At 75.4% G+C, this 21,695-nt stretch carries 21 protein-coding genes and 1 pseudogene; 12 read left to right on the top strand and 10 right to left on the bottom strand.

All coding sequences use genetic code 11. The features are described from left to right. Window positions 1-220: 220 nt before the first annotated feature. Together ABZ945_RS00155 and ABZ945_RS00160 are read right to left on the bottom strand one after the other, a co-directional pair. Complete coding sequence (locus ABZ945_RS00155) at window positions 221-1,219, bottom strand: zinc-binding dehydrogenase (RefSeq protein WP_361261414.1); 999 nt, start codon at window positions 1,217-1,219, stop codon at window positions 221-223. Between the two features lie 98 nt (window positions 1,220-1,317). After that, the gene (locus ABZ945_RS00160) at window positions 1,318-2,514 is read right to left on the bottom strand and encodes an NAD(P)-binding protein (protein ID WP_361261417.1); all 1,197 of its coding nucleotides are present in this window, start codon (window positions 2,512-2,514) and stop codon (window positions 1,318-1,320) included. 206 nt (window positions 2,515-2,720) lie between these two features. Here ABZ945_RS00160 and ABZ945_RS00165 point away from each other — a divergent pair, with 206 nt between their 5' ends. From ABZ945_RS00165 to ABZ945_RS00175, 3 genes are all read left to right on the top strand, one after another. Next, on the top strand, window positions 2,721-3,068 hold the full coding sequence (locus ABZ945_RS00165; RefSeq protein WP_361261420.1) for a VOC family protein: 348 nt from the start codon (window positions 2,721-2,723) through the stop codon (window positions 3,066-3,068). 68 nt (window positions 3,069-3,136) lie between these two features. After that, the gene (locus ABZ945_RS00170; RefSeq protein ID WP_361261423.1) at window positions 3,137-3,394 is read left to right on the top strand and encodes a hypothetical protein; all 258 of its coding nucleotides are present in this window, start codon (window positions 3,137-3,139) and stop codon (window positions 3,392-3,394) included. An 8-nt stretch (window positions 3,395-3,402) separates the two neighbouring features. Further along, window positions 3,403-3,771 carry a hypothetical protein gene (locus ABZ945_RS00175; protein WP_361262824.1) on the top strand — a complete coding sequence of 123 codons (369 nt, stop codon included), beginning with the start codon at window positions 3,403-3,405 and terminating at the stop codon, window positions 3,769-3,771. 35 nt (window positions 3,772-3,806) lie between these two features. On the opposite strand, the gene ABZ945_RS00180 is transcribed toward ABZ945_RS00175, so the two are convergent. Then, window positions 3,807-4,307, bottom strand: coding sequence for a hypothetical protein (locus tag ABZ945_RS00180; RefSeq protein WP_361262827.1), 501 nt, complete (start codon window positions 4,305-4,307; stop codon window positions 3,807-3,809). A gap of 119 nt (window positions 4,308-4,426) precedes the next feature. On the opposite strand from ABZ945_RS00180, the gene ABZ945_RS00185 reads away from it, so the two are divergent. After that, window positions 4,427-5,137, top strand: a complete 711-nt coding sequence (locus ABZ945_RS00185) for a Uma2 family endonuclease (RefSeq protein ID WP_361261426.1) — start codon at window positions 4,427-4,429, stop codon at window positions 5,135-5,137. An 18-nt stretch (window positions 5,138-5,155) separates the two neighbouring features. On the opposite strand, the gene ABZ945_RS00190 is transcribed toward ABZ945_RS00185, so the two are convergent. Continuing rightward, entirely contained in the window at window positions 5,156-5,785 is a 630-nt protein-coding gene (locus ABZ945_RS00190) for a response regulator transcription factor (RefSeq protein WP_361261429.1), read from the bottom strand. Further along, on the bottom strand, window positions 5,782-6,921 hold the full coding sequence (locus ABZ945_RS00195; protein ID WP_361262830.1) for a histidine kinase: 1,140 nt from the start codon (window positions 6,919-6,921) through the stop codon (window positions 5,782-5,784). Before ABZ945_RS00195 ends, ABZ945_RS00190 begins: the two co-directional genes overlap by 4 nt. 236 nt (window positions 6,922-7,157) lie before the next feature. Between ABZ945_RS00195 and ABZ945_RS00200 the strand changes: the two genes are divergently transcribed. Continuing rightward, entirely contained in the window at window positions 7,158-7,748 is a 591-nt protein-coding gene (locus ABZ945_RS00200) for a heme-binding protein (RefSeq protein WP_361261432.1), read from the top strand. Between the two features lie 84 nt (window positions 7,749-7,832). Continuing rightward, the gene (locus ABZ945_RS00205) at window positions 7,833-9,296 is read left to right on the top strand and encodes a M1 family metallopeptidase (RefSeq protein ID WP_361261435.1); all 1,464 of its coding nucleotides are present in this window, start codon (window positions 7,833-7,835) and stop codon (window positions 9,294-9,296) included. Between the two features lie 46 nt (window positions 9,297-9,342). Here ABZ945_RS00205 and ABZ945_RS00210 read toward each other — a convergent pair whose 3' ends face one another. Further along, a complete protein-coding gene (locus tag ABZ945_RS00210) occupies window positions 9,343-9,918 on the bottom strand; it encodes a TerD family protein (protein WP_248636399.1) in 576 nt (191 codons plus the stop codon). Between the two features lie 157 nt (window positions 9,919-10,075). Here ABZ945_RS00210 and arfB point away from each other — a divergent pair, with 157 nt between their 5' ends. Continuing rightward, on the top strand, window positions 10,076-10,513 hold the full coding sequence (arfB, locus tag ABZ945_RS00215) for an alternative ribosome rescue aminoacyl-tRNA hydrolase ArfB (RefSeq protein WP_248636400.1): 438 nt from the start codon (window positions 10,076-10,078) through the stop codon (window positions 10,511-10,513). A gap of 34 nt (window positions 10,514-10,547) precedes the next feature. Here the strand turns inward: arfB and ABZ945_RS00220 are convergent, their stop codons facing one another. Continuing rightward, window positions 10,548-11,126 carry a flavin reductase family protein gene (locus ABZ945_RS00220; RefSeq protein ID WP_361261439.1) on the bottom strand — a complete coding sequence of 193 codons (579 nt, stop codon included), beginning with the start codon at window positions 11,124-11,126 and terminating at the stop codon, window positions 10,548-10,550. A 292-nt stretch (window positions 11,127-11,418) separates the two neighbouring features. On the opposite strand from ABZ945_RS00220, the gene ABZ945_RS00225 reads away from it, so the two are divergent. Further along, entirely contained in the window at window positions 11,419-11,973 is a 555-nt protein-coding gene (locus ABZ945_RS00225) for a GNAT family N-acetyltransferase (RefSeq protein WP_361261442.1), read from the top strand. 70 nt (window positions 11,974-12,043) lie between these two features. Here ABZ945_RS00225 and ABZ945_RS00230 read toward each other — a convergent pair whose 3' ends face one another. Genes ABZ945_RS00230 through ABZ945_RS00240 form a run of 3 tightly spaced genes read right to left on the bottom strand, consistent with a single transcriptional unit; the run spans window position 12,044 to window position 14,810 of the window. Beyond that, complete coding sequence (locus ABZ945_RS00230) at window positions 12,044-12,892, bottom strand: hypothetical protein (RefSeq protein WP_361261446.1); 849 nt, start codon at window positions 12,890-12,892, stop codon at window positions 12,044-12,046. A 44-nt stretch (window positions 12,893-12,936) separates the two neighbouring features. After that, entirely contained in the window at window positions 12,937-13,674 is a 738-nt protein-coding gene (locus tag ABZ945_RS00235; protein WP_361261449.1) for a sirohydrochlorin chelatase, read from the bottom strand. Window positions 13,675-13,676: 2 nt separating this feature from the next. Further along, window positions 13,677-14,810 carry a uroporphyrinogen-III synthase gene (locus ABZ945_RS00240; protein ID WP_361261451.1) on the bottom strand — a complete coding sequence of 378 codons (1,134 nt, stop codon included), beginning with the start codon at window positions 14,808-14,810 and terminating at the stop codon, window positions 13,677-13,679. 192 nt (window positions 14,811-15,002) lie between these two features. Here ABZ945_RS00240 and ABZ945_RS00245 point away from each other — a divergent pair, with 192 nt between their 5' ends. From ABZ945_RS00245 to ABZ945_RS00260, 4 genes and pseudogenes are all read left to right on the top strand, one after another. Continuing rightward, on the top strand, window positions 15,003-17,363 hold the full coding sequence (locus ABZ945_RS00245; protein ID WP_361261454.1) for a molybdopterin oxidoreductase family protein: 2,361 nt from the start codon (window positions 15,003-15,005) through the stop codon (window positions 17,361-17,363). Beyond that, window positions 17,360-18,688 (top strand): FAD-dependent oxidoreductase, encoded by a 1,329-nt coding sequence (locus ABZ945_RS00250; protein ID WP_361261457.1) that lies wholly within the window; start codon window positions 17,360-17,362, stop codon window positions 18,686-18,688. The genes ABZ945_RS00245 and ABZ945_RS00250 overlap by 4 nt, the downstream gene beginning before the upstream one ends. After that, window positions 18,685-21,291 carry a nitrite reductase large subunit NirB gene (nirB, locus tag ABZ945_RS00255; protein ID WP_361261460.1) on the top strand — a complete coding sequence of 869 codons (2,607 nt, stop codon included), beginning with the start codon at window positions 18,685-18,687 and terminating at the stop codon, window positions 21,289-21,291. Before ABZ945_RS00250 ends, nirB begins: the two co-directional genes overlap by 4 nt. Further along, a pseudogene (locus tag ABZ945_RS00260) lies at window positions 21,288-21,635 on the top strand (nitrite reductase (NAD(P)H) small subunit); the annotation flags it as partial. The gene nirB and the pseudogene ABZ945_RS00260, both read left to right, overlap by 4 nt. Window positions 21,636-21,695 lie beyond the last annotated feature (60 nt).

Here is a 21,695-nt window from a genome sequence, read left to right on the forward strand (position 1 = left end):
GCCTCCGCCGCACCCGCCCCCTCGTAACCCGCCCGTCCGTCCCCCTGTCTGCCCTGCCCGTGCTTGCCATGCCCTGCCCTCCGGTCCCGGGTCCGCGGTCGGCATGGATGGTGCGTGAGCGGGGCGGGGCGGGCCGCGCCGCCACACCCGGCGCTGCGGCGGTCGCGTGAAGGCTTTCACCCGTCGGGGGCGGCCCGGGCGAGTCCCTGGGGGGGGCTGCTCAGGGGACGAGGACCACCTTGCCGACCGTCGCCCGGGTCTCCAGGGCGAGATGGGCGGCGGCCGCCTCGGCGAGCGGGAAGCGCTGGACGGCGGGGCGCAGTCGGCCGGCGGCGGCCTCGGCGAGTGAGCGGAGCTCCAGGTTGCGGATGTCCCCGCCCGCCTTGCGGATCATCTCCGGGCCGAGCACCTGGAGGGAGGTGATGGCGCGGGCGGTCTGCTCCTCCTCGGTGAGGATGAGCGGCTCGCCGTCGCGTAGCCCCTTCCCCGCCCAGCCGTACCCCAGGTGCCGCCCGCCCGGGCCGAGGAGGTCCACGGCGGCCTGTGCGGTGTCCCCGCCGACGCCGTCGAACACCTCGGTGGCCCGGCGTTCGCCCAGATACGCCCGGACCTGCTCGGGCCAGTCGGGGCGCAGGTAGTTCACCGCCAGGTCGGCGCCGTTGGCCCGGACCAGGGCGGTCTTCTCGGGTCCCCCGGCCAGGCCGACCACGGTGGCCCCGGCGGTCCTGGCGTGCTGCACCAGCAGGGTGCCGATGCCGCCGGCGGCGGCCAGGACCAGGGCGGTGTCGCCGGGGCGGAGGGCCGAGGACTGGAGGATGCCGAGGGCGGTACGGCCGGTGCCGATCATGGCGACGGCCTCGGCGGCGTCCAGCCGGTCCGGGATCTCGTGCAGCCGCGCGGTGTCGGTCACGGCCAGCTCGGCGTAGCCCCCGGGCACCATGCCCAGATGGGCGACGACGCGCTTGCCCAGCCAGCCGGGGTCGGTGCCCTCGCCAAGCCGGTCCACGGTCCCGGCGACCTCCCGCCCCGGGATGGTGGGCAGTTCGGTGGGGGCGGGGAACGGGCCCTGCTCTCCCTCGCGCAGCACGGTGTCGAGCAGATGCACCCCGGCGGCGGCGACGGCGATCCGCACCTGTCCGGGGGCGGGTACGGGGTCGGCGGTCTCCTCGTACACGAGGTTCTCGGCGGGGCCGAAGGCGTGCAGACGTACGGCGTGCATGGCGGGCTCTCCTCAGGCGCGTCCAGCGGTGGGTACGCCGACGAGCCTCGGTCCTCAAGTTTGCTTGAGGTCAAGGGCCTGGCGGGCCGAACCGGCCGTCAGACGCGGCCGGGCTCCAGCCGGAGCGCCCTCAGTGCGAGGGAGGCGGCTCGCGCGCCGCTGGCGAAGGCCACCTCGGCCAGCAGGCCCGGCGCCGCGACCTGGTCACCGGCGAGCAGCAACCCGTCGCCGCGGTCGATCGCCGGGCGGTCCCGCCAGGTGGTGCCGGGGTGGTCCACCGCGCCGGTGCGCCCGCTCGCCACACTGGCGGTGCGGTACCGCTCGCGGTCGCGCCAGCCGGGGCAGGCGGTGTCGAGCACCCGCTCGGCGTGGGCCAGCCCGTCGGCCTTGGTCTGCTCGGGCGCGATCGGGAACTGCCCCTGGAACAGCTGCTCTCCGGCAGGGGCCAACCCCGGGTCCTGGGCGGTGTACCGCTCCAGCCAGCCCGGCGCGTCCAGGTCGGAGACCACGAACGGGTCGCCGGTCCGCTGCCGCAGCGCCAGGTCCAGCAGCACCGTGCGCCCACCGGTCCAGCTCAGCGAGGGGTCGCCCAGCAGGGCTCGGGCCGCGTCGAGCGAGGTCGCCACGATGACCGGGCCGCCCCCGGAGGGTGGCGCGTCCAGCCGGGCGGAGGTCTCGATCACCACGCCGAGGTCCCGGGCGCGGGCGGCCATCCGGTCCACCAGCCGGCCCCAGCCGCCGCGTACGAAGTGGGCCTGCGGCGGCAGGGCGGCGGACCGGCGCAGCCGCTCCTGGACGAAGCGGGCGGAGAGGGAGCCGGGGTCGTGGTGGAAGGTGCCCACCGCCGCGAAGTGCGCCGCGGCCCGGGCGGCGGCGGGGCCGGCCAGCCCGGTCGCCCAGTCGGTGAAGGAGAGGTCGACGGGGGCGGCGTCGGTACGCACCCGGGTCAGCCGGAGCAGACCGGGCGGCGGGGTGCGGCGCAGCCGCCCGTCCCGGAGGAACCGGAAGCGGGCGGCCTCGCGCAGCGGCAGCGCGGCGAGCGGGCGGAGCAGTCCCCGCGGCTTGAGCCACGCCCATGCGGCGCCGCCGCTGTAGAGGGCGTGCGGGCCCTCGTTGGTGCGGTAGGGGCCGTCGGCGGTACGGGCCCGGCCGCCGGGCCGGGTGTGCGCCTCGTACACGGTGACGGCGGCCCCGGCCTCGGCGGCGCTGATGGCGGCGGTCAGCCCGGCCAGCCCGGCCCCGATCACGGTGACGGCGGGGCGGCGGGCGGCGGCGGACGACGGGGTGCTCGGCATGGGGTGCTCCCTGAGGTGTGGGTGCGAGTCGGTACGTCACCAGGACTCCGGCCGTCGCCCGGATGTGACACCGGTGCGGGGCGGGTGATCCCGGGCGATCCTGGGAGAACCGATACGCCGATACGCCGATACGCCGATACGCCGATACGCCAGCGACCGGGTGACCGGTGACCGGTGACCGGAGACGACCGGAAGGGAACCGCCCCATGTCCTTCACCCATGTTCTCGCCGTCGCGGCCGTACGCGACATGGCCACCGCGACCGAGTGGTACGAGCGGCTGTTCGGGCGCCCGGCCGACGCCACGCCGATGGACGGCCTCGCCGACTGGCATGTGGCGTCCTCCGGCTGGGTGCAGGTCTACCGGGCGCCGGAGCAGGCCGGTGCGGGCCTGTTCAACCTGGTCGTGGACGACCTGGACCGGGCGCTCGCGGAGCTGGCGGACCGGGGCATCACGGCGGGCCCGGTCGAGCCGGGCACGGGGCGGGTGCGGTTCGCCGCCGTACACGACCCGGACGGCAACCGGATCGCGCTGATCGAGAGCCCGGCCACGTAGGCGGCCAGCTTCGTTCCCGCTAGGATACGGGTACGTACCCGTATCCTTCGCATGGACGGAGCCCCATGATGCCTGACGCCAACGTCCGCATTCCCGAAGAGGCCCGTGACCGACTTGCGGCCATAGCGGCGGAGGAGGGCATGTCGCTGCGTGCCTATCTGGCGCGGCTCGCCGAGACCCTGCTCACCCCGGACGAGCGTGCCGCGCGGGCCGAGCAGGCCAGGGCCGCGCTGCGCACATGGAACGGTTACGCGCCGACCCCGGTCGAGGAGCAGGAGCTCGACAGCGAGCTGGACCGCCGCCTGGCCCGGGCGGCTGCCCGGTGAGCGACGCCATGCACATCGTCCTGGACGACACCGCGATGGCCGCGGTCGGCCAGGGCAACGTCCTCGCCTCCCGGCTCATCCACCGCGCCCATGCCCAGACCGGCTGGTACCTGTACGCCCCGGCGTGCGCGCTCGTCGAAGCCGACCGCGTCCGTCCCGGTACGACGGAACACCTGGCCGCACTATCGGGGATCACCGTGCTCGACTTGGACCTCCCGGCAGCCTTGGCCGTGGCCCGGCATGACACCTGGGCGGCGGCGCACTGCCAGTACGCGGCCCAGCCGACTCCGGACCGCCCTGACGGGGCGATCATCGCCACCACCGCGCCCGACCGGTGGATCGGTGAGCCGGTCCGCGTCCTCGACCTGACGCCCTGACCCCCTGAGGCCGGGACCCGCGCCGCAGCAGGGCCTTACGGCAGCCGGGGGAAGCGGGCCTGGAGGTCCCAGACGGCCGGGTTGTCGGCCAGGCCCTCGTGCAGGTCGGTGAGGTCGGCGAGCAGGTCGTGCAGGAAGTCGCGGGCCTCCCGGCGCAGCTCGGCGTGGCCGAAGGTGAGCGGTGGTTCGTCGCCCGGCATCCAGTCCGCCTCGACGTCCACCCAGCCGAAGCGGCGTTCGAACAGCATCCGGTCGGCGGACTCGGTGAAGTCCAGCTCGGCGTACTGCGGGCGGGCGGCGCGGTTGCCGAGTGGGTCGGTGTCGAGCCGTTCGACGATGTCGCAGAGCGCCCAGGCGAAGTCCAGCACCGGCACCCATCCCCAGGCGGTGGACACCTCGCGGTCCGCCTTGGTGTCGGCGAGGTAGACGTCCCCGCAGAACAGGTCGTGCCGCAGGGCGTGCACCTCCGCCCGCCGGTAGTCCGTCTGCGGCGGGTCGGGGAAGCGGCGGGAGAGCGAGTAGCCGATGTCGAGCACGTAGGCGATGGTGCCACGGCGGGGCGGGGCGCTGCTCACACGTTCGAGCGAACGGGGGCGGATCCGGCGGCGGGGGGCGGATCGCCGGCGGAGGCTGTGAGCCGTCGGGGAACGACGAGGTGACGGAGGTGGGGGAGATGGCGGAGGCGCACGCCGTCGGTACGGCGGGGGAGCCGTACGCCTGGGACGGTGACGAGTCCGACGAGGACGAGGACTACCGGGCGCTGCTCGATCGGCTGCGGGAACGCGTCCCGTGCCTCCTCACCGGAGAGGCCTTCGAGGTCTTCACGGCGGTCGCCCCCGAGGGCTGGCGGGTGGAGCTGCTGGAGGGGGTCATCCACCTCTGGCCCCTCATGGACGGCAACCACGCGGTGATCCTGGCGCGGATCGCCGACCAGGTCGCGGACCAGCGCCGAGGGCTGAACTGCTACCGCAGGCTCGGCCTGCTGCTGCCCGCCGGGCCGGTACCGGGCGAGCCCGAACCGGCGGCCGGCCGGGCCGAGCCCGACATCGTGGTGGCGCGGAGGCGCAGCTTCTGCAACGAGGACCTGTACCAGGACCCTGCCGCGGTGCTGCTCGTCGGGGAGGTCACCTCGGCCGCCACCGCCTTCAACGACCGGGTCAGAAAGTCCCGGTGCTACGCCCGGGCCGGTATTCCGGTCTACCTGTGCGTCGACCGGGAGGCGCGGCACGTCGTGCTCTGCACCGAACCCTCCGGGCCCACCGGCGGTGATGACGACTACCGCCGCAAGGCCACCTACAAGTTCGGCGCGACCATCCCCCTCCCCGAGCCGCTCGGCTTCGACCTCGACACCGCCGAGTTCCCCTGATTCCGGGGCCCGGGCCGCTCACCCCAGCAACCGCCGCTCCTTCGCCACCGCCACCGCGCCCGCCCGGGTGTCCACGCCGAGCTTGGCGTAGATCCGGCCCAGGTGGGTCTTGACCGTGGCCTCGCTGATGAACAGGGCGCGGGCGATCTCCCGGTTGCCGAGGCCGTGGGCCAGCTGGGCCAGGATGTCCCGTTCGCGCGGGGTGAGCGCGGGGGCGGCGGGCGCGGTGGTGGCGCGGCGGGCGACCGGGGCGGACAGGGTGGTACGGCCCCGCGCGGCGGCGTGCACCGCGGCGAACAGCTCCTCGGGGCGCTCCGCCTTCAGCAGATAGCCGGTCGCCCCGGCGCCGATCGCCCGGCTGACGTCGGCGTCCGTGTCATAGGTGGTGAGCACCAGCACCCGGGGCGCCTCCCGACCCGTCGCGGCGGTGATCCGGCGGGTGGCCGCCACCCCGTCGATACCCGGGCCCAGCTGGAGGTCCATCAGCACCACGTCCGGCCGCAGCTTGGCCGCCATGGCGACCGCCTCCTCCCCACCGGCCGCCTCCCCGGCCACCGCGATGCCCTCGGCGCTGTCCAGCAGGGCGCGCAGCCCGGCGCGTACCACCGCGTGGTCGTCGCAGATCAGCACCCGTACGGGCCCGGTCATCCGGTCACCTCCGGGCGGTGCAGCGGGATCGCGGCGGACAGCACGGTGCCCTCGCCGGGCGCGGACTCCACGGTCAGGGTGCCGCCGAGCTGCCCGACCCGGGCGCGCATCGCGGGCAGCCCGTGCCCGCGCCCCGCCCCGGTCCCCGGCCCGGCCGCCACCGCCCCGGGGTCGAAGCCGCGGCCGTCGTCGGTGACGTCCAGCACCACCTGGTCGTCCAGATAGGTCAGGGTCACCGCCGCCGCCCCGGCCGCCGCGTGCTCGCGTACGTTGGCCAGGGCGCCCTGGGCGATCCGTACCAGCGCCGCCCGCACCCGCTCGGGCACCGCCACGCCCGGCGCCCCGTCCACCCGGACCACCGCCGACTCCCGGGCGGCCACCGCCGCCAGCGCCTCCTCCAGACCGCCGCCGCGGGCCAGGTCGGCGGGGGCCAGATCGTGGACGAAGCGGCGGGCCTCGGCGAGGCCGTGCTCGGCACCGGCCGCGGCGGTACGCGTATGGCGGCGGGCGGTCGCCGGGTCCTCGTCCCAGACCCGCTCGGCCGCCTGGAGCAGCATCCGCTGGCTGGACAGGCCCTGCGCCAGGGTGTCGTGGATCTCCATCGACAGCCGCTGCCGCTCGGCCAGCGCGCCCGCCCGCCGCTCGGTCTCCGCCAGCGCCCGCCGGGTGCGCACCAGATCGTCGATGAGCGCGTTCTGGCGGGCCGACTGACGCTGGGCGTGCACGAACACCGCGGTCGCCACGGCGGCCACCGCGGGCGGCGCCACCAGCAGGTTCGGGTCGAACCCGGCACCGTCGGCCAGCCGCAGCTGCGCCGCCATCACAAACGCGGTGAGCAGCACGACCAGGGCGAGCGAGGCGCGGGTGGGCAGGGTGCGCAGCCCGGTGTAGAGCAGCGGCACCGCGCACCAGGCGAAGCTGGGCGCGAGCACCACCAGCACCACCCACACCGCGGCCACCGCGCCCAGCCACCCCAGCCGCCGCGCGGCGGACCGGTCGGCGGCCTCCCCGACCACGTACAGCAGCGCCAGCACCGCCGACAGGGCGACCACCCAGCCGCCCCGGTCCGCCCACGGGTGGCGCAGCAGGAAGCGGGCCAGCGAGGCGCCGAGCAGCAGGAAGAACGCGGCCCGCATGACCCGCGCCAGCCACCGCCCGTCCGGGTCGGCGGCCGTCCGCAGTCGCTCAGGATGCTCCACCGGCGCCTCCTCTCACACGTCCCGGTCGTCCGTTCATCCTCCCCCCGGGCCCTCGGCCCGGTATCAACCGATCGGCTGACCCGGACCCGCCCCGGACGCCCCGAGCATCGATCCAGAGGCATCCGGAGGCACCAGCCACCACCCCGTACCACCCGACACGAGGAGAGCCCTTCATGGACACCACCCCCACCCCCCGCACCCGTCGGCGCCCCTCCCGGCGGGTCCGGGCCGGGCTGCTGACCGGGGCCGTCGCCGCGGCCGCCGCGCTCGGTGCCGGCACCTTCGGCGCGCTCTCCGCCAACGCCGCCGCGCCCACCGCCCCCGAGGCCGCCACATCGCCCTCCGTGCCCCGCGGCCTGACCACCCGCACCACCCACCTCACCGTGGACGCCGCCACCCGCGCCGCCCAGGCCGCGCTGGACGCCGCCGAGAAGGACCGCCAGCGGGTCACCGTCGCCGTGGTCGACCGCAACGGCAACACCATCGTGACCCTGCGCGGGGACGGCGCCGGCCCGCAGTCCTACGAGTCGGCCGAGCGCAAGGCGTTCACCGCGGTCTCCTGGAACGCCCCCACCTCCGAGCTGGCCGGCCGGCTCGCCTCGGCGCCCCAGCTGAAGGACATCCCCGGGACCCTGTTCCTGGCGGGCGGCGCCCCGGTCACCGCCGAGGGCGGTCCGATCGCCGCGGTCGGCGTGGCCGGCGCGCCCAGCGGGGCACAGGACGAGCAGTACGCGAAGGCGGGCGTGGCCGCGCTCGGCCGCTGAGCGGACGGGCCCCGCCCGGACCGAGGTTCGGAGCAGCGGTCGCCCCCGGGTGCGATCACCGGCGGGGTTCGTACGATCGGAGGAGTGCGCCCCCGCCCCCGTACCCCCGCCTTCCCCGCCCGCGGCCGCGGCCCGTCCCGCGCCGCCGGGCTCCTGCTCGCGGGGGTGCTCACCGCGGGGGTGGCCACGGGTTGCGGGGGCGCGGCACAAGGCGGCGGAGCGGCGAAGGAGGCCGCACGGGCCACTCCGGGCGCGGCCGGGGTGGGGGACCCGTACTTCCCCCGGCTGGGCAACGGCGGTTACGACGTCCGCCACTACGACCTGGACCTCGCCTACGACCCGGCGACCGCCCGGCTGACCGGCACCGCCGGAATCGCCGCCCGGGCCACTCAGGACCTCAGCGCCTTCAACCTGGACCTGACCGGGCTCACCGTCACCTCCGTCACCGTGGACGGCCGCCGCGCCCCCGTCACCCGAGTCGGCGGCGAGCTGACCGTGCGGCCGGGCACCGCCCTGCGCAAGGGCGCCGACTTCCGTACCGTCGTCCGCTACACCGGGCGCCCGCGCACCCTCACCGACGCCGACGGGTCGCGGGAGGGCTGGCTGCGGACCCCCGACGGGGCGGTGGCGCTCGGGCAGCCGGCCGGCTCGGCCACCTGGTTCCCCGGCAACCACCACCCCTCCGACAAGGCCACCTACCGCCTCGCGGTGACCGTGCCACGGGGCCTGGCGGCCGTCTCCAACGGCGAACCGGCCGCCGCTCCGAAGCCCGCACCCGCCCCCGTCCCCGGTAAGACCACATACGAGTGGCGAACCACCCAGCCCATGGCCAGCTACCTCGCCACCCTCGCCATCGGCCGCTACCGGACCACCGCGGCCCGCACCCCGGACGGCCTGCCCGTGCACAGCGCGGTGCGGGGCACGGCGGACGGGCCCACCGACCGCCTCCCCGAGGTACTGGCCTGGGCCGAGCGCCGCTTCGGCCCGTACCCCTTCTCCTCCACCGGGGTGATCGTGGACCCCGCGGTGGACGCCGGGTACGCCCTGGAGACCCAGAACCGCCCCTTCTTCGGCAGCGGCACCCTGGACCTGGCCACCCTGGTCCATGAGCTGGCCCACCAGTGGTACGGCAACTCGGTGTCGCCCGAGTCCTGGCGGGACATGTGGCTCAACGAGGGGTTCGCCACCTACGCGGAGTGGCTCTACGGGGAGGACACCGAGGGCACCCCGGTGTCACGGCGGTTCGCCACCGCGTACGCCGACGACCGCAACTGGGCGTTCCCGCCGGCCGCCCCGCCCGGCGCCGCGGACATCTCGGGCGCGCCGGTCTACGAGCGGGGCGCGATGGTGCTGCACCAGGTGCGCCGGGCGGTGGGCGACCGGGTCTTCTTCGGCATCCTGCGGGACTGGGCCGCCGCGCACCGGCACGGCAACGCCTCCACCGCCGACTTCACCGCCTTCGTCGAGCGGCGCGCCGGCGGGCGGGACCTGTCCGCGCTGTGGCAGGCCTGGCTGTACGGGGAGGGGCGCCCGGAGGCCGGCCGATGACCGTGCCCGCCGGGCGCCCCGTGACCTGCGATTTGCCCGGCTCGACTCAGATGTTGACGCCGAAGTCGCGGGCGATGCCCTCCAGGCCGGAGGCGTAACCCTGGCCCACCGCGCGGAACTTCCACTCGGCGCCGTTGCGGTACAGCTCGCCGAAGACCATCGCGGTCTCGGTGGCGGCGTCCTCGCTCAGGTCGTAGCGGGCGATCTCGCCGCCGCCGGCCTGGTTGACGACGCGGATGTAGGCGTTGCGGACCTGGCCGAAGTTCTGCGAGCGGCTGACCGCGTCGTAGATGGAGACCGGGAAGACGATCTTGTCGACGTTGGCGGGGAGCCCGGCCAGGTTGACGTTGATCTGCTCGTCGTCGCCGCCGCCCTCACCGGTGCGGTTGTCGCCGGTGTGCACGATCGTCTGGTCCGGCGTGGACTTGTTGTTGAAGAAGACGAAGTGCGCGTCCGAGGCGACCCGGCCGGAGCCGTCCACGCCGATCGCGGAGGCGTCGAGGTCGAAGTCGGTGCCGGTGGTGGTGCGGACGTCCCAGCCGAGGCCCACGGTGACGGCGGTCAGGCCGGGTGCCTCCTTGGTCAGCGAGACGTTGCCGCCCTTGGACAGGCTTACAGCCATGGGATCCCTTTCCTCGGTTCCTCGGTGTTCTCGGTTCCTGCGGGTGCGCCGTTGAGGGGCGTCACAGCCAGGAACGCGCGGCGGCCCCGGCTGGTTCCAGGCCCGCGCGGACTCCCAGGAGGAAAAACGGGTGACGGGAGCCGGTGCGGCGGGAACCATGGAGGACATGTCCGGTCCCCATGTCATCCGCGGTTCGGTCTGCCTGCCCGAGGCCGAGCTCCAGTGGCGCTTCTCTCGTTCCTCCGGGCCGGGCGGCCAGCACGTCAACACCAGCGACTCCCAGGTGGAGCTGCGCTTCGACCTGGCGCGCACCGAGGCGCTGCCGCCGGTGTGGAAGGAGCGCGCCCTGCGACGGCTGGAGGGGCGGCTGGTGGGCGGGGTGGTCTCCGTACGCGCCTCCGAGCACCGTTCGCAGTGGCGCAACCGCGAGACCGCCGCCGTCCGGCTGGCCGCGCTGCTCGCCGAGGCGACCGCGCCCCCGCCCCGGCCGCGCCGGCCCACCAAGGTGCCGCGGGGGATCAACGAGCGGCGGCTGCGGGAGAAGAAGCAGCGCTCCCAGACCAAGCGCGGCCGCTCGCCCAAGGACTGGGGCTGACCGGCGTAGTCCGCGGACTGGCGGGTCCCTACCCCTACCCCAGGTGGTGGTAGCGGCCGCGGAAGTAGGTCAGCGGCCGGGCCTCCGGGGCGGGCAGCTCGGTGGCGAGCACCCGGCCGATGACCAGGGTGTGGTCGCCCGCCGCCACGCGCTCATGGGTACGGCACTCCAGCGTGGCCAGCGAGCCCGCCAGCAGCGGCGCCCCGCTCGCCGGGCCGCGCCCGTGCGGGACGTCCGCGAACAGCAGCCGGTCGCTGACCCGGCCCTTCATGCTGAACCGGCCGGCCACCTGCCGCTGGGCCTCGGAGAGCACCGAGACACCCCACAGCGGCTGCTCGGCCAGCAGATCGTCCATCCGGGAGCCGTTGCGCAGGCTCACCAGCACCAGCGGCGGGTCCAGGGACACCGACAGGAAGGCCGTCGCCGTCATCCCGATGTCCTCGCCCCTCGGGCCCTCGTCCGGGTCATGGGCCGTCACCAGCACCACTCCGCCGGTCAGCCGGGACATCGCGGCACGGAACTCCTCGTCGCTCACCCCCACAGGATGCCCGCCGCGCGGGTCACCGGCGGCGGTGGGGGACTGGGACGCGGTGGTGGTCGATGAGGGCAGCACACCGGGAACGCTAACCGCGGCCCCGAGCGCCCGCATCGGACCGGAGAACCAGCCGGGACCTAGGTCCAAGGGGTGAGGGGGTACGGGAGGCGGCCGACTGGGTCGTCGCGCGGGCCGCTGCAAGCGTGCGTGCGCCGACGCTGGAATGCCCTGGACACCTGGGGCGGCATCGCGTCGCCCCGACTGCTGGGCAGGATGCACGGTTTCCGGCGGGCGGCCGGGGAAGTCGACAGCCGAATCGCCCGCGCGTGCGTGGCGCGCATCAGCGAAACCGTATGAGAGGGGGCGCCCGATGAGTCCACCGGAACAGATCGCCGTGCAGCGGCTCGACGGCCCGGCCGCCGCCGGAGCCGAGGAGGCGTTCCGGCTGGTCTACGCGGAGACGTTCGCCGAGCCTCCCTACGAGGAGACCGGGACGGAGGTCGCGGCCGCGTTCCGTCGATTCCGGTCGCAGACCCGCAAGGCCGGCTTTCGCGGTGCCCTGGCACGCGCTTCGGACGGCGAGGCCGCCGGAATGGCGTACGGCCATCCCCTCGGGCCGCGGACGGGCTGGTGGGAGCAGCTGACCGAGCCCGTATCCGACGAGATGCGCTACGAGGACGGCCGGCGGACGTTCGGCCTGATGGAACTCGCCGTGCGCGCCGCCTGGCGCGGGCAGGGCATCGCCCGTCGGTTGCACGACGCCCTGCTCGAAGGTGCGGAAGCCGAGCGGATCCTGCTCAACGTCCACCCGGACAGCAGGGCGGCCGCGGCCGCGTACCGGGCGTGGGGGTATCGCAGGGTCGGCGAGGCGCGCCCGTGGCCCGGGGCTGATCCGCACGAGATGATGATGCTCGACCTGCGGTGAACGGCCGGCCGCACGATCGGTCGTGAGGTCAGCTCCGAGGGGTGAGGGGCCGCCGGGACGGCCTCGTCCGTCAACCGGAACGGGTGCCCTGGCCGTCGGCGCTGGGCGCCGCGCCCGGGTGCGCGCCCGACGGGCTCGGCCTGCGCGGGATCGGCCGGATGGTGGTGGGGTCGAGGACCTGGTCGGGCGGCGGAGGGGTGGTGTCGACGGGCTTGCCGTGGTCGGAGAAGACCAGGTCCACGGGGGCGTCGCCGGTGACCGTGCCCCTCAGGAGGTAGGGCTTGCCCTTCTTGGCGATGTGGATGGTCGTGGTCTGGGACCCGGTCCTCTCCGTGAGCACGGCTGACGGCCGGCCGCCCACGGTGGAGTCGGCCTCCCGGACGAGGTTCGTGCCGGATTCGGAGCTCAGCGCCTCGATCCGGGCGCCGAGACCGTCGCAGAGGCCACCCAGGGTCTCCGACAGCGTTCTCGGAGGTTTGATCCAGCGGCCCTTGAAGAGGGCGACCATCTTCGCCGCCTGCTCGGCCGTCATCCCGCGGCTGAAGGTGGCCCGCCAGAAATCCTCCTTGGCCTTGACGTGGACGAGCGAGCCCTTCTTGATGAGGCGCAGGCTCCCCGCGGAGGTGCCGACCGTGCCGTTGCAGGAGCCGCGGACGTCCACCGCCAGGTCGACCTCCACCTGCCGGCCGCCCTCCGATGCCTTGCCGGTCAGGCGCACGCTGGCCGCGCTCCTGAAAGCCTTCCCGGCCTCGTCGTTGATCTGCTCGGGCGTCATGGTGTCGAAGGGGTGCTTCGACCCGGCCGCCGGCGCGGTGCCCTTCGGGTCGGCGCCGGTGCCGTCCGGGCCGCAGCCGGCCGTGACCACGGCGGCGGCACAGAGCATCGCGGTCACGACGCGGTGGGTGATGTGGTGCTTCACGTGCGGGTTTCCCTCCCCTGACCAACCTCGCCGACTGTACGCGGTCAAGACGGCACGGGGCAGGCACGGGCCTCGTCGTAGCGGTGGAGCACCAGCCGGGCCACCGCCTGGTGGTTGCCGAGGGGGGCGGAGGTGAGGGGGGCTCCGGAGTGGGCGGCGCGGCGGGTGAAGAAGCCGGGGGTGAGGAGATACCCGGAGATGGCGACCTTGGGGTGGCCCTGGGCGCGCAGGGCGGCGACCGCCTCGGCGGGGGTGGGGCCGGCGGCGCAGAGGTAGGCGGGGACGACCTCGTCGGTGCCGGGGAGGCGGTCGTGCAGCAGGGCGGCCATCGCGGCGGCGTCGGCGTTGGCGCCCGGGTCGGTGGAGCCGGCCGCCGCGAGGACGACGGGTCCGTCCCCGGGCCGCCACCCGGCGTCGGTGAGGCGGTCGCGGAGGGCCCCGGCGAGGAGTGGGTCGGGGCCGAGCGCGCGGGCGGTGCGGGCGCGCAGCCAGGGGGCGGCGGCCAGGGCCTCGGGGATGTCGGTGCGGACGTGGTAGCCCGCGCCGAGCAGCAGCGGCACCAGGACCACTTCGCCGCGGAGCCGGGCCAGTGCCTGGGGGAGGGAGGGGGCGACCAGGTCGAGAAAGCACAGCTCGACCTGGAGGCCGGGGCGGGTTGCCCGGACCCGGTCGACCAGGGCCTCGGTCACCGCGACTCCGGCCGGGTCCCGGGTGCCGTGGGCCACGGCGAGGAGTGGGGGTGGGGAGACGCGGGTGGTACGGGGGGAGGGCGGCGGGTTCATGGTCAGGACACCGCCAGCCGGTAGCCGCGTTTGGGGACGGTGCGGATGAGCTTGCCGTGCGGGCCCAGGGAGGAGCGGAGGCGGGCGATCGCGGTCTCCACGGCGTGCTCGTCCGCCGGGGTGTCGGGCCAGGCGCGGCGGAGCAGTTCGGCGCGGCTGAGCACCCAGCCGGGCTTCTCGGCCAGCGCCCGCAGCAGGGCCGCGCCCTTCGGGGAGAGCCAGTGGCTGGTGCCGTCGGCGAGCAGGGCGTTGCCCTGGAGGATCAGGGTGCGGTCGCCCAGTTCCAGGGTGCGGCGGCCGCGGGCGGGCAGGGTCTCGGTGAGGGTGCGGACGAGGGCGCCGAGGCGGCCGCGGCCGGGCCAGATCGCCGGCAGCCCGGCGTCCAGCAGCGGCCGGGCGCAGACCGGGCCGACGCAGACCGGCAGGACGTCGGCGGCCATCGCCTCCAGCAGCCGCTCCCGCAGCCCGTCGGCGGCCGCGGTCTCCAGCAGGGCGGTGATGGCGGGCGCGCTGGTGAAGGTGAGCGCGTGCACCTCGCGGCGTACGGTCTGCTCGACCAGCCGGCGCACCGGGCCCGGGTCCTCCGGCGGGGCCCACCGGTAGACCGGCACCGGGACGACCTCGGCACCCCGTTCCCGTAGCGCCGCGGTGAACGCGGTGAGCGGCAGGCCGTGCTCCTGCACCGCGATCCGCCGCCCGGCCAGCGGGCGGGCCAGCAGCCAGGTCAGCAGCTCGTCGGTGGCCTCGCTCTCGGGGGAGTAGGTCTCGTCCAGCCCACTCGCCCGCACCGCGCCGGTCGCCTTGGGGCCGCGGGAGAGCACGGCGGCGCCCCGGCAGGCGGCGGCCAGCGCGGCGCCGTGGCCCCAGCCGTCGGCCGCGCTCATCCAGCCGCGCCAGCCCACCCCGGTGGTCGCCACCACATAGTCGAGCGGCGTACTCAGGCACCGCTCGGTCGCCCGGTGCAGCGCCACATCGTCCTCCAGCGGCAGGATGCGCAGCGCCGGGGCCTTGACCACCCGGGCCCCGCGCCGGGTCAGCAGCGCCACCAGCTCCTCGCGCCGGCGCGCGGCGGTCACGCCGACGGTGAAGCCGGTCAGCGGGCCGTCGGTCGGGGTGAGGTCAGCGGAGGTGCCCATGGACCAGAGGCTGGGCCCGCGGCGTTACCGGTGCGTTGCCCCGGTGTCACATACCGGTGAGACAACCGCTCCACCGTGTTACGGCTGATGTCCTGCCCCGCACCGGGCCGGGCCCGCGCCGTGAGGGACGTGTACCGCCGCCGCAACGCGGGCGACAAGGCGGCGTAACGCCCCGCGGCCACCGTGGTCGCCATGACGACGACCGCCACCGACACCCACTGCCCGTACTGCTCGTTGCAGTGCGGGATGCGTCTCACCCCGGACGACGAGGGGGTCGGGACGCAGGTGGTGGCGCGGCCGGAGTTCCCGGTCAACCGGGGTGCGCTGTGCGGAAAGGGCCAGTCCGCGGCCGCCCTGCTCGGGTCGGCGAACCGGCTGACGGTGCCGCTGGTGCGGGAGCGCGGGAAGCGCGGGGAGCTGCGGGAGGCAGGCTGGGAGGAGGCGCTGGACCGGGTCGCCGAGGGTTTCGCGGCGATCCGCGCCGAGCACGGGGCGGATGCGGTCGGGGTGTTCGGCGGGGGCGGGCTGACCAACGAGAAGGCATACCAACTGGGCAAGTTCGCCCGGGTGGTGCTGGGCACCGCCAACATCGACTACAACGGCCGCTTCTGCATGTCCTCGGCCGCCGCCGCCAACCGGCTCGCCTTCGGCCTGGACCGGGGCCTGCCCTTCCCGCTCGCCGACATCCCGCACACCGGCTGCCTGATCCTGGTCGGCGGCAACCCGGCCGAGACCATGCCGCCCGCCCTCCGCAACTTCCGCGAACTGCGGGATAACGGCGGCACGTTGATCGTGGTCGACCCGCGCCGCACCCGTACCGCCGAGCTGGCCGATCTGCACCTGGCGCCGCAGCCCGGCGGTGATCTGGCGCTGGCGCTGGGCCTGCTGCATCTGCTGGTCGCCGAGGGGATGGTGGACACCGGCTTCGTCCAGGCCCGCACCAGCGGCTGGGAGCGGGCCCGGGCGGCCGCCATGGCGCACTGGCCGGAGCGGGTGGAGCGGCTCACCGGCGTCCCGGTGCCGCAACTGCGCCGGGCCGCCGAGCTGTTCGGCCGGGCCGCCACCGGGATGGTGCTCACCGCGCGCGGCCCGGAGCAGCAGAGCAAGGGCACCGACACCGTGGGCGCCTGGATCAACCTCTGCCTGGCGGCCGGCAAGGCGGGCCGGAGATACTCGGGTTACGGCTGCCTGACCGGGCAGGGCAACGGGCAGGGCGGCCGGGAGCACGGCCAGAAGGCCGACCAGCTCCCCGGCTACCGCTCCATCGAAGACCCGGCGGCCCGCGCCCATGTCGCCGCCGTCTGGGGCGTCCACCCCGACTCCCTTCCGCGCTCCGGCCGTTCGGCGTATGAGCTGCTGGACAGCCTCGGCGCCCCGGGCCCGGACGGGGTGCGCGGGCTGCTGCTGATGGGTTCCAACCCGGTGGTCTCCGCCCCGCGCGCCGCCCATGTGACGGCCCGGCTGCGCTCGCTCGATCTGCTGGTCGTCAGCGATCTGGTGCTCTCCGAGACGGCCGCGCTCGCCGATGTGGTGCTGCCCAGCCTCCAGTGGGCCGAGGAGCGGGGCACCATGACCAATCTGGAGGGCAGGGTGATCCTGCGGGAGCGGGCGGTGGACCCGCCCAAGGGGGTACGCGGCGATCTGTGGCTGCTGCGGGAACTGGCCCGGCGGCTGGGGGTGCCGGACGGCTTCCCGGACGACCCGGAGACGGTCTTCGAGGAGCTGCGCCGCGCCTCGGCCGGCGGTCAGGCGGACTACGCGGGCATCGGCTACGAGCGGATCCGGGCCGAGGACGGGGTGTTCTGGCCCTGTCCGGCCGAGGACCACCCCGGCACCCCCCGGCTCTTCCTGGACGCCTTCGCCACTCCGGACGGCCGGGCCCGGTTCACCGCCGCCGGCCACCGCCCGGCGGCGGAGGAGCCCGACGCCGACTACCCGCTCTACCTCACCACCGGCCGGGTGCTGGCCCAGTACCAGAGCGGCGCCCAGACCCGGCGGGTCGACGCCCTCAACGCGGCCGCGCCCGGCCCCTTCGTGGAGTTGCACCCGCTGCTGGCGCGACGGCTCGCGGTGACCGAGGGGGAGTTGCTGGCGGTGACCTCGCGGCGCGGCCGTGCGGTCGCCCCGGCCCGGATCACCGACACCATCCGCCCCGACACGGTGTTCATGCCCTTCCACTGGCCGGGCGCCGGCCGGGCCAACACCCTCACCAACCCGGCGCTGGACCCGACCTCCCGGATGCCCGAGTTCAAGGTCTGCGCGGTGCGGGTGGAGGCGGTGCGCACCGAGGCGGTGCGGGGGGCGGGGGCGGCCTCCCGGGGCAGCTTCCCGGGGGCGGCCGCTCAGGCGAGGGCGGGGGCGGTTGAGCCGGGCGGTCACCGGGCGCCCGGGTCTCCGGGGCCGACCGCACCGGACGGTCACCGGGCGCCCGGGTCTGCGGGTCCGGCTGCCCGGGCGGGGGCGGTACGGACGCCGGAGCCGGTACGAGAGCCGGGGCCGTTGCGCACCAAGGCGGCCCCGTCGCAGGCCGCCGCCCGGGCGGACCGGTCATGACGGGCCGCCCGCCCCGTACCCGTATCGCCGTCGTCGGCGCCGGGATGGCAGCCGCCCGGTTCGCCGAGCGGTACCGGGCCCTCGGCGGCACCGCCGATGTCACGCTCTACGGGGCCGAGCCCCGGGCCCCGTACAACCGGGTGCTGCTCGCCGACGTGCTGACCGGGCGCTACGACGCCGAGGCGATCGCCCTGCCGCTCGGCGGCGCCCGACTGCGCCCCGGCTGCGAGGTGGTGGCCGTGGACCCGGCCGCCCGCACCCTCACCCTGGCCGGCGGCCGGACGGAGCCCTGGGACGCACTGGTCCTGGCCACCGGCGCCAACCCGGTGCTCCCGCCCATCCGCGGGGTGCGCCGCCCGGACGGCACCGGGCTGCGGGACGGTGTCCACGCGCTGCGCACCCTCGCCGACTGCGCCCGTCTCACGGAGGAGGCGGCCGCGGCCCGGCGGGCGGTCGTGGTGGGCGGCGGGGTGCTGGGCGTCAGCACCGCCCGGGCGCTCGCCGCGCTCGGGCTCGCCGTGGAGATCGTCCACCAGGGGCCGCACCTGGTGGAGCGCCAGCTCGACGAGTGGGCCGCGGCCGCTCTGCGGACCGGGCTGCGCGGCCTGGGCGTGGAGAGCTACCTCGGCAACCGCGCCCGGGCGGTGCGGGAGGGCGTCCCCGGGTCGGCCCACCCCATGGCGGTGGAGCTGGCCGACGGCTACCGCCTCACCACCGATCTGACCGTGCTGGCCTGCGGGGTCCGGCCGCGTACCGGGCTCGCCCACGCCGCCGGGCTGGCCGTCCGCACCGGGATCACCGTGGACGACACCCTGGCGGCCTCCGCCCCGGGCACCTACGCGATCGGCGACTGCGCCGAGCACCGCGGCACGGTCCACGGACTGGCCGGGCCCGCCTGGGAGCAGGCCGACGTGCTCGCCGCCCGGCTCTCCGGCGCCGACCCGGAGGCCCGCTACCGGGGCTCGCGCCCACTCGCCCGGCTCACCGCCGGACCGCTGGAGTACGCGGCCTTCGGCGAGGCGCACGCCGAGGACGATCCGGGCGCGCACCCCGGTCTGGACATCGTCCGGCTGACCGACGCCACCCGAGGCAGCTACAAGAAGCTCGTGCTACGCGGCGAGCGCCTGGTCGGCGCGATCCTCGTCGGCGATCTGGCCACCGTGGGCGAGCTGACCCGCGCCTATGAGCGCGACGACCGCCAGCCCGACCCGCCCCTGCACCTGCTCAGCCCGTACGCGTCCCACGCCCCGCCCGCATCCGCATCCGCATCTGTATCCGCATCCGTGTCTGTATCCGTCTCCGTATCCCAGGGAGCCCTTCGATGACCCCTCCGACCCCACCGCCCCCGCAGCCGCCCAAGGACCTGGTGCTGGTCGGGCACGGCATGGTCGGTCAGCGCTTCCTGGAGGCGCTGACCGAGCAGCCCGGGGCCGCCGGCTGGCGTGTCACCGTGCTCGCCGAGGAGCCGCGCCCCGCCTATGACCGGGTCCAGCTGACCTCGTGGTTCTCCGGGACCAGCGCCGAGGAGCTCTCGCTCACCCCGGACGGCTTCCTCGCCGAGCACGGCATCGAACTGCTGCTCGCCGACCCGGCCGCCGCGATCGACCGGGCCGAGCGCACGGTGACCACCGCCTCCGGGCGGGTGCTGCGCTACGACGCCCTGGTGCTGGCCACCGGCTCGTACCCGTTCGTCCCGCCCGTCCCCGGGCACCAGGCGCCGGGCTGCCATGTCTACCGGACCATCGAGGACCTGGAGGCGATCCGGGCGGACGCCGAGCGGACCGGGACCCGTACCGGGGTGGTGGTCGGCGGCGGGCTGCTCGGCCTGGAGGCGGCCGGCGCGCTCACCGCCCTCGGCCTGGACACCCATGTGGTGGAGTTCGCGCCCCGGTTGATGGCGCTCCAGGTGGACGAGGGCGGCGGACGGCTGCTGCGCCGCAAGATCGAGGAGCTGGGGGTGCGGGTGCACACCGGGGCCGGCACCCAGGCGATCCTGACCGGCGAGGACGGCTGGGTACGGGCCATGGGCCTGTCCGACGGCCGCGAACTCCCCGCCGACCTGGTGGTCTTCTCGGCCGGGGTGCGCCCCCGGGACCAGCTGGCCCGGGAGTGCGGGCTGCCGGTCGGCGAGCGCGGCGGCATCGTGGTGGACGAGCACTGCCGTACCGCCGATCCGCACGTCCTGGCCGTCGGCGAGTGCGCGCTGGCCGCCGACGGCCGGGTGTACGGGCTGGTCGCCCCCGGTTACGCGATGGCCGAGACGGCCGCCCGCGTACTCGTCGGCCATTCGAGTACCGACTCCGGCTTCACCGGCGCCGACACCTCCACCAAGCTGAAGCTGCTGGGCGTGGACGTGGCCAGCTTCGGCGACGCGCACGGCACCACCGAGGGCGCCCTGGACGTGCTCTACAGCGACAGCCGCTCGGGCGTGTACAAGAAGCTGGTCATCGGGCGGGACGGGCGGCTGCTCGGCGGCGTCCTGGTCGGCGACACCGAGGCGTACGGGATCCTGCGGCCGCTGGCCATCGGCGGCAAGCCGCTGGACACCGCCCCCGAGCGGCTGGTGCTGCCGGCCGGCGCCGCCCCGGCCGGACCGGTCGCGCTGCCGGACGAGGCGGTGGTCTGCTCCTGCCACCACGTGACCCGGGCGGACATCCGGGCCGCCGTCCACCAGCGGGGCTGCGGCTCCGTCCCCGAGGTCAAGAAGTGCACCAAGGCCGGTACGGGTTGCGGCAGTTGCGTCCGGCTGCTGTCCACCCTGGTCGATGAGGAGCTGGCGGCGAGCGGGGTCAGTGTGGACACCGGGCTGTGCGAGCACTTCGCCCACGGCCGCGCCGAGCTGTACGAGATCGTCCGGGTCACCGGGATCGCCTCCTTCTCCGCGCTGATCGACGCGCACGGCAGCGGTGAGGGCTGCGACATCTGCAAACCGGTGGTCGCCTCCATCCTCGACGGCCTGGCCGGCACCCATGTGCTGGACGGCGAGCGGGCCGGGCTCCAGGACACCAATGACCACTTCCTCGCCAACATCCAGCGCAACGGCTCCTACTCGGTCGTCCCGCGCATCCCCGGCGGTGAGATCACCCCGGAGGGGCTGATCGTGATCGGCGAGGTGGCCCGCGACTTCGGCCTCTACACCAAGATCACCGGTGGGCAGCGGATCGACCTGTTCGGCGCGAGCGTGGAGCAACTGCCCGCCGTCTGGCGGCGGCTGGTGGACGCCGGCTTCGAGTCCGGGCACGCCTACGGCAAGTCGCTGCGCACCGTGAAATCCTGCGTGGGCGAGACCTGGTGCCGCTACGGGGTGCAGGACTCCGTCGGCCTCGCCATCGAACTGGAGCTGCGCTACCGGGGGTTGCGCTCCCCGCACAAGCTCAAGTCGGCGGTCTCGGGCTGTGCCCGGGAGTGCGCGGAGGCCCAGGGCAAGGACTTCGGGGTGATCGCCACCTCCACCGGGTGGAACCTGCACATCGGCGGCAACGGCGGGATGACCCCGCGCCACGCCGATCTGCTCGCCGCCGACCTGGACCGCGAGACGCTGATCCGGACCATCGACCGCTTCCTGATGTTCTACATCCGCACCGCCGACCGGCTGGAGCGGACCTCCGTCTGGCTGGACCGGATCGAGGGCGGCCTGGACCACGTACGGGAGGTGGTGATCGACGACTCGCTGGGCCTCTGCGCCGAGCTGGACGCCCTGATGGAACGCCATGTCGGCGGCTACCGGGACGAGTGGGCGGCCGTGCTGGACGACCCCGGGCGGCTGCGCCGGTTCGCCTCCTTCGTCAACGCGCCCGGCACCCCCGACCCGGCGGTCACCTTCGTACCCGAGCGCGGCCAGATCCGCCCCGCCCGCCCCGGCGAGGAGGGCCATCCGCTGGGCGCGCCCCTGGTCGCGGGCGCCCGGCTGGAGGTGCGTACCGCATGACCGCCCCGACCACGTGCGTCGAGATCTACGACGGTACGCAGTGGCTGCGGGCCTGCGCCTACGAGGAGCTGACCCCCGGCCGCGGGGTGGCGGTGCTCGCGCCCGGCGGCGCCCAGGCGGCGGTCTTCCGGGACCGGGCGGGCGCGCTCTACGCGGTGGACAACCGCGACCCGTTCAGCGGCGCGTATGTGATCTCGCGCGGCATCCTCGGCAGCCGTGACGGCGTCCCCACGGTGGCCTCGCCCATGTACAAGCAGGTCTTCGACCTCCGCGACGGCCGCTGCCTGGACGAGCCCACCGCTCCCGACGGCACCCCGGCGGTCCTCCGCGTCTGGCCGGTACGCGGCGGCGCGGCGTCCGAGGAGGAGGGCGGCGGCCCGGTACGCGGCGGCGCGGCCATGCCG

Source organism: Streptomyces sp. NPDC046887 (assembly GCF_040644755.1).
Lineage (GTDB): Bacteria > Actinomycetota > Actinomycetes > Streptomycetales > Streptomycetaceae > Streptomyces > Streptomyces lichenis.

Coding starts and splice junctions, on each gene's coding strand:
- ABZ945_RS00155 (WP_361261414.1), bottom strand. CDS start 1,219: ATGCACGCCGTACGTCTGCACGCCTTCGGCCCCGCCGAGAACCTCGTG.
- arfB (WP_248636400.1), top strand. CDS start 10,076: ATGGAGGACATGTCCGGTCCCCATGTCATCCGCGGTTCGGTCTGCCTG.
- ABZ945_RS00240 (WP_361261451.1), bottom strand. CDS start 14,810: ATGGGCACCTCCGCTGACCTCACCCCGACCGACGGCCCGCTGACCGGC.
- ABZ945_RS00190 (WP_361261429.1), bottom strand. CDS start 5,785: ATGACCGGGCCCGTACGGGTGCTGATCTGCGACGACCACGCGGTGGTA.
- nirB (WP_361261460.1), top strand. CDS start 18,685: ATGACCCCTCCGACCCCACCGCCCCCGCAGCCGCCCAAGGACCTGGTG.
- ABZ945_RS00175 (WP_361262824.1), top strand. CDS start 3,403: ATGCACATCGTCCTGGACGACACCGCGATGGCCGCGGTCGGCCAGGGC.
- ABZ945_RS00165 (WP_361261420.1), top strand. CDS start 2,721: ATGTCCTTCACCCATGTTCTCGCCGTCGCGGCCGTACGCGACATGGCC.
- ABZ945_RS00200 (WP_361261432.1), top strand. CDS start 7,158: ATGGACACCACCCCCACCCCCCGCACCCGTCGGCGCCCCTCCCGGCGG.
- ABZ945_RS00250 (WP_361261457.1), top strand. CDS start 17,360: ATGACGGGCCGCCCGCCCCGTACCCGTATCGCCGTCGTCGGCGCCGGG.
- ABZ945_RS00225 (WP_361261442.1), top strand. CDS start 11,419: ATGAGTCCACCGGAACAGATCGCCGTGCAGCGGCTCGACGGCCCGGCC.
- ABZ945_RS00195 (WP_361262830.1), bottom strand. CDS start 6,921: ATGCGGGCCGCGTTCTTCCTGCTGCTCGGCGCCTCGCTGGCCCGCTTC.
- ABZ945_RS00245 (WP_361261454.1), top strand. CDS start 15,003: ATGACGACGACCGCCACCGACACCCACTGCCCGTACTGCTCGTTGCAG.
- ABZ945_RS00210 (WP_248636399.1), bottom strand. CDS start 9,918: ATGGCTGTAAGCCTGTCCAAGGGCGGCAACGTCTCGCTGACCAAGGAG.
- ABZ945_RS00170 (WP_361261423.1), top strand. CDS start 3,137: ATGCCTGACGCCAACGTCCGCATTCCCGAAGAGGCCCGTGACCGACTT.
- ABZ945_RS00160 (WP_361261417.1), bottom strand. CDS start 2,514: ATGCCGAGCACCCCGTCGTCCGCCGCCGCCCGCCGCCCCGCCGTCACC.
- ABZ945_RS00235 (WP_361261449.1), bottom strand. CDS start 13,674: ATGAACCCGCCGCCCTCCCCCCGTACCACCCGCGTCTCCCCACCCCCA.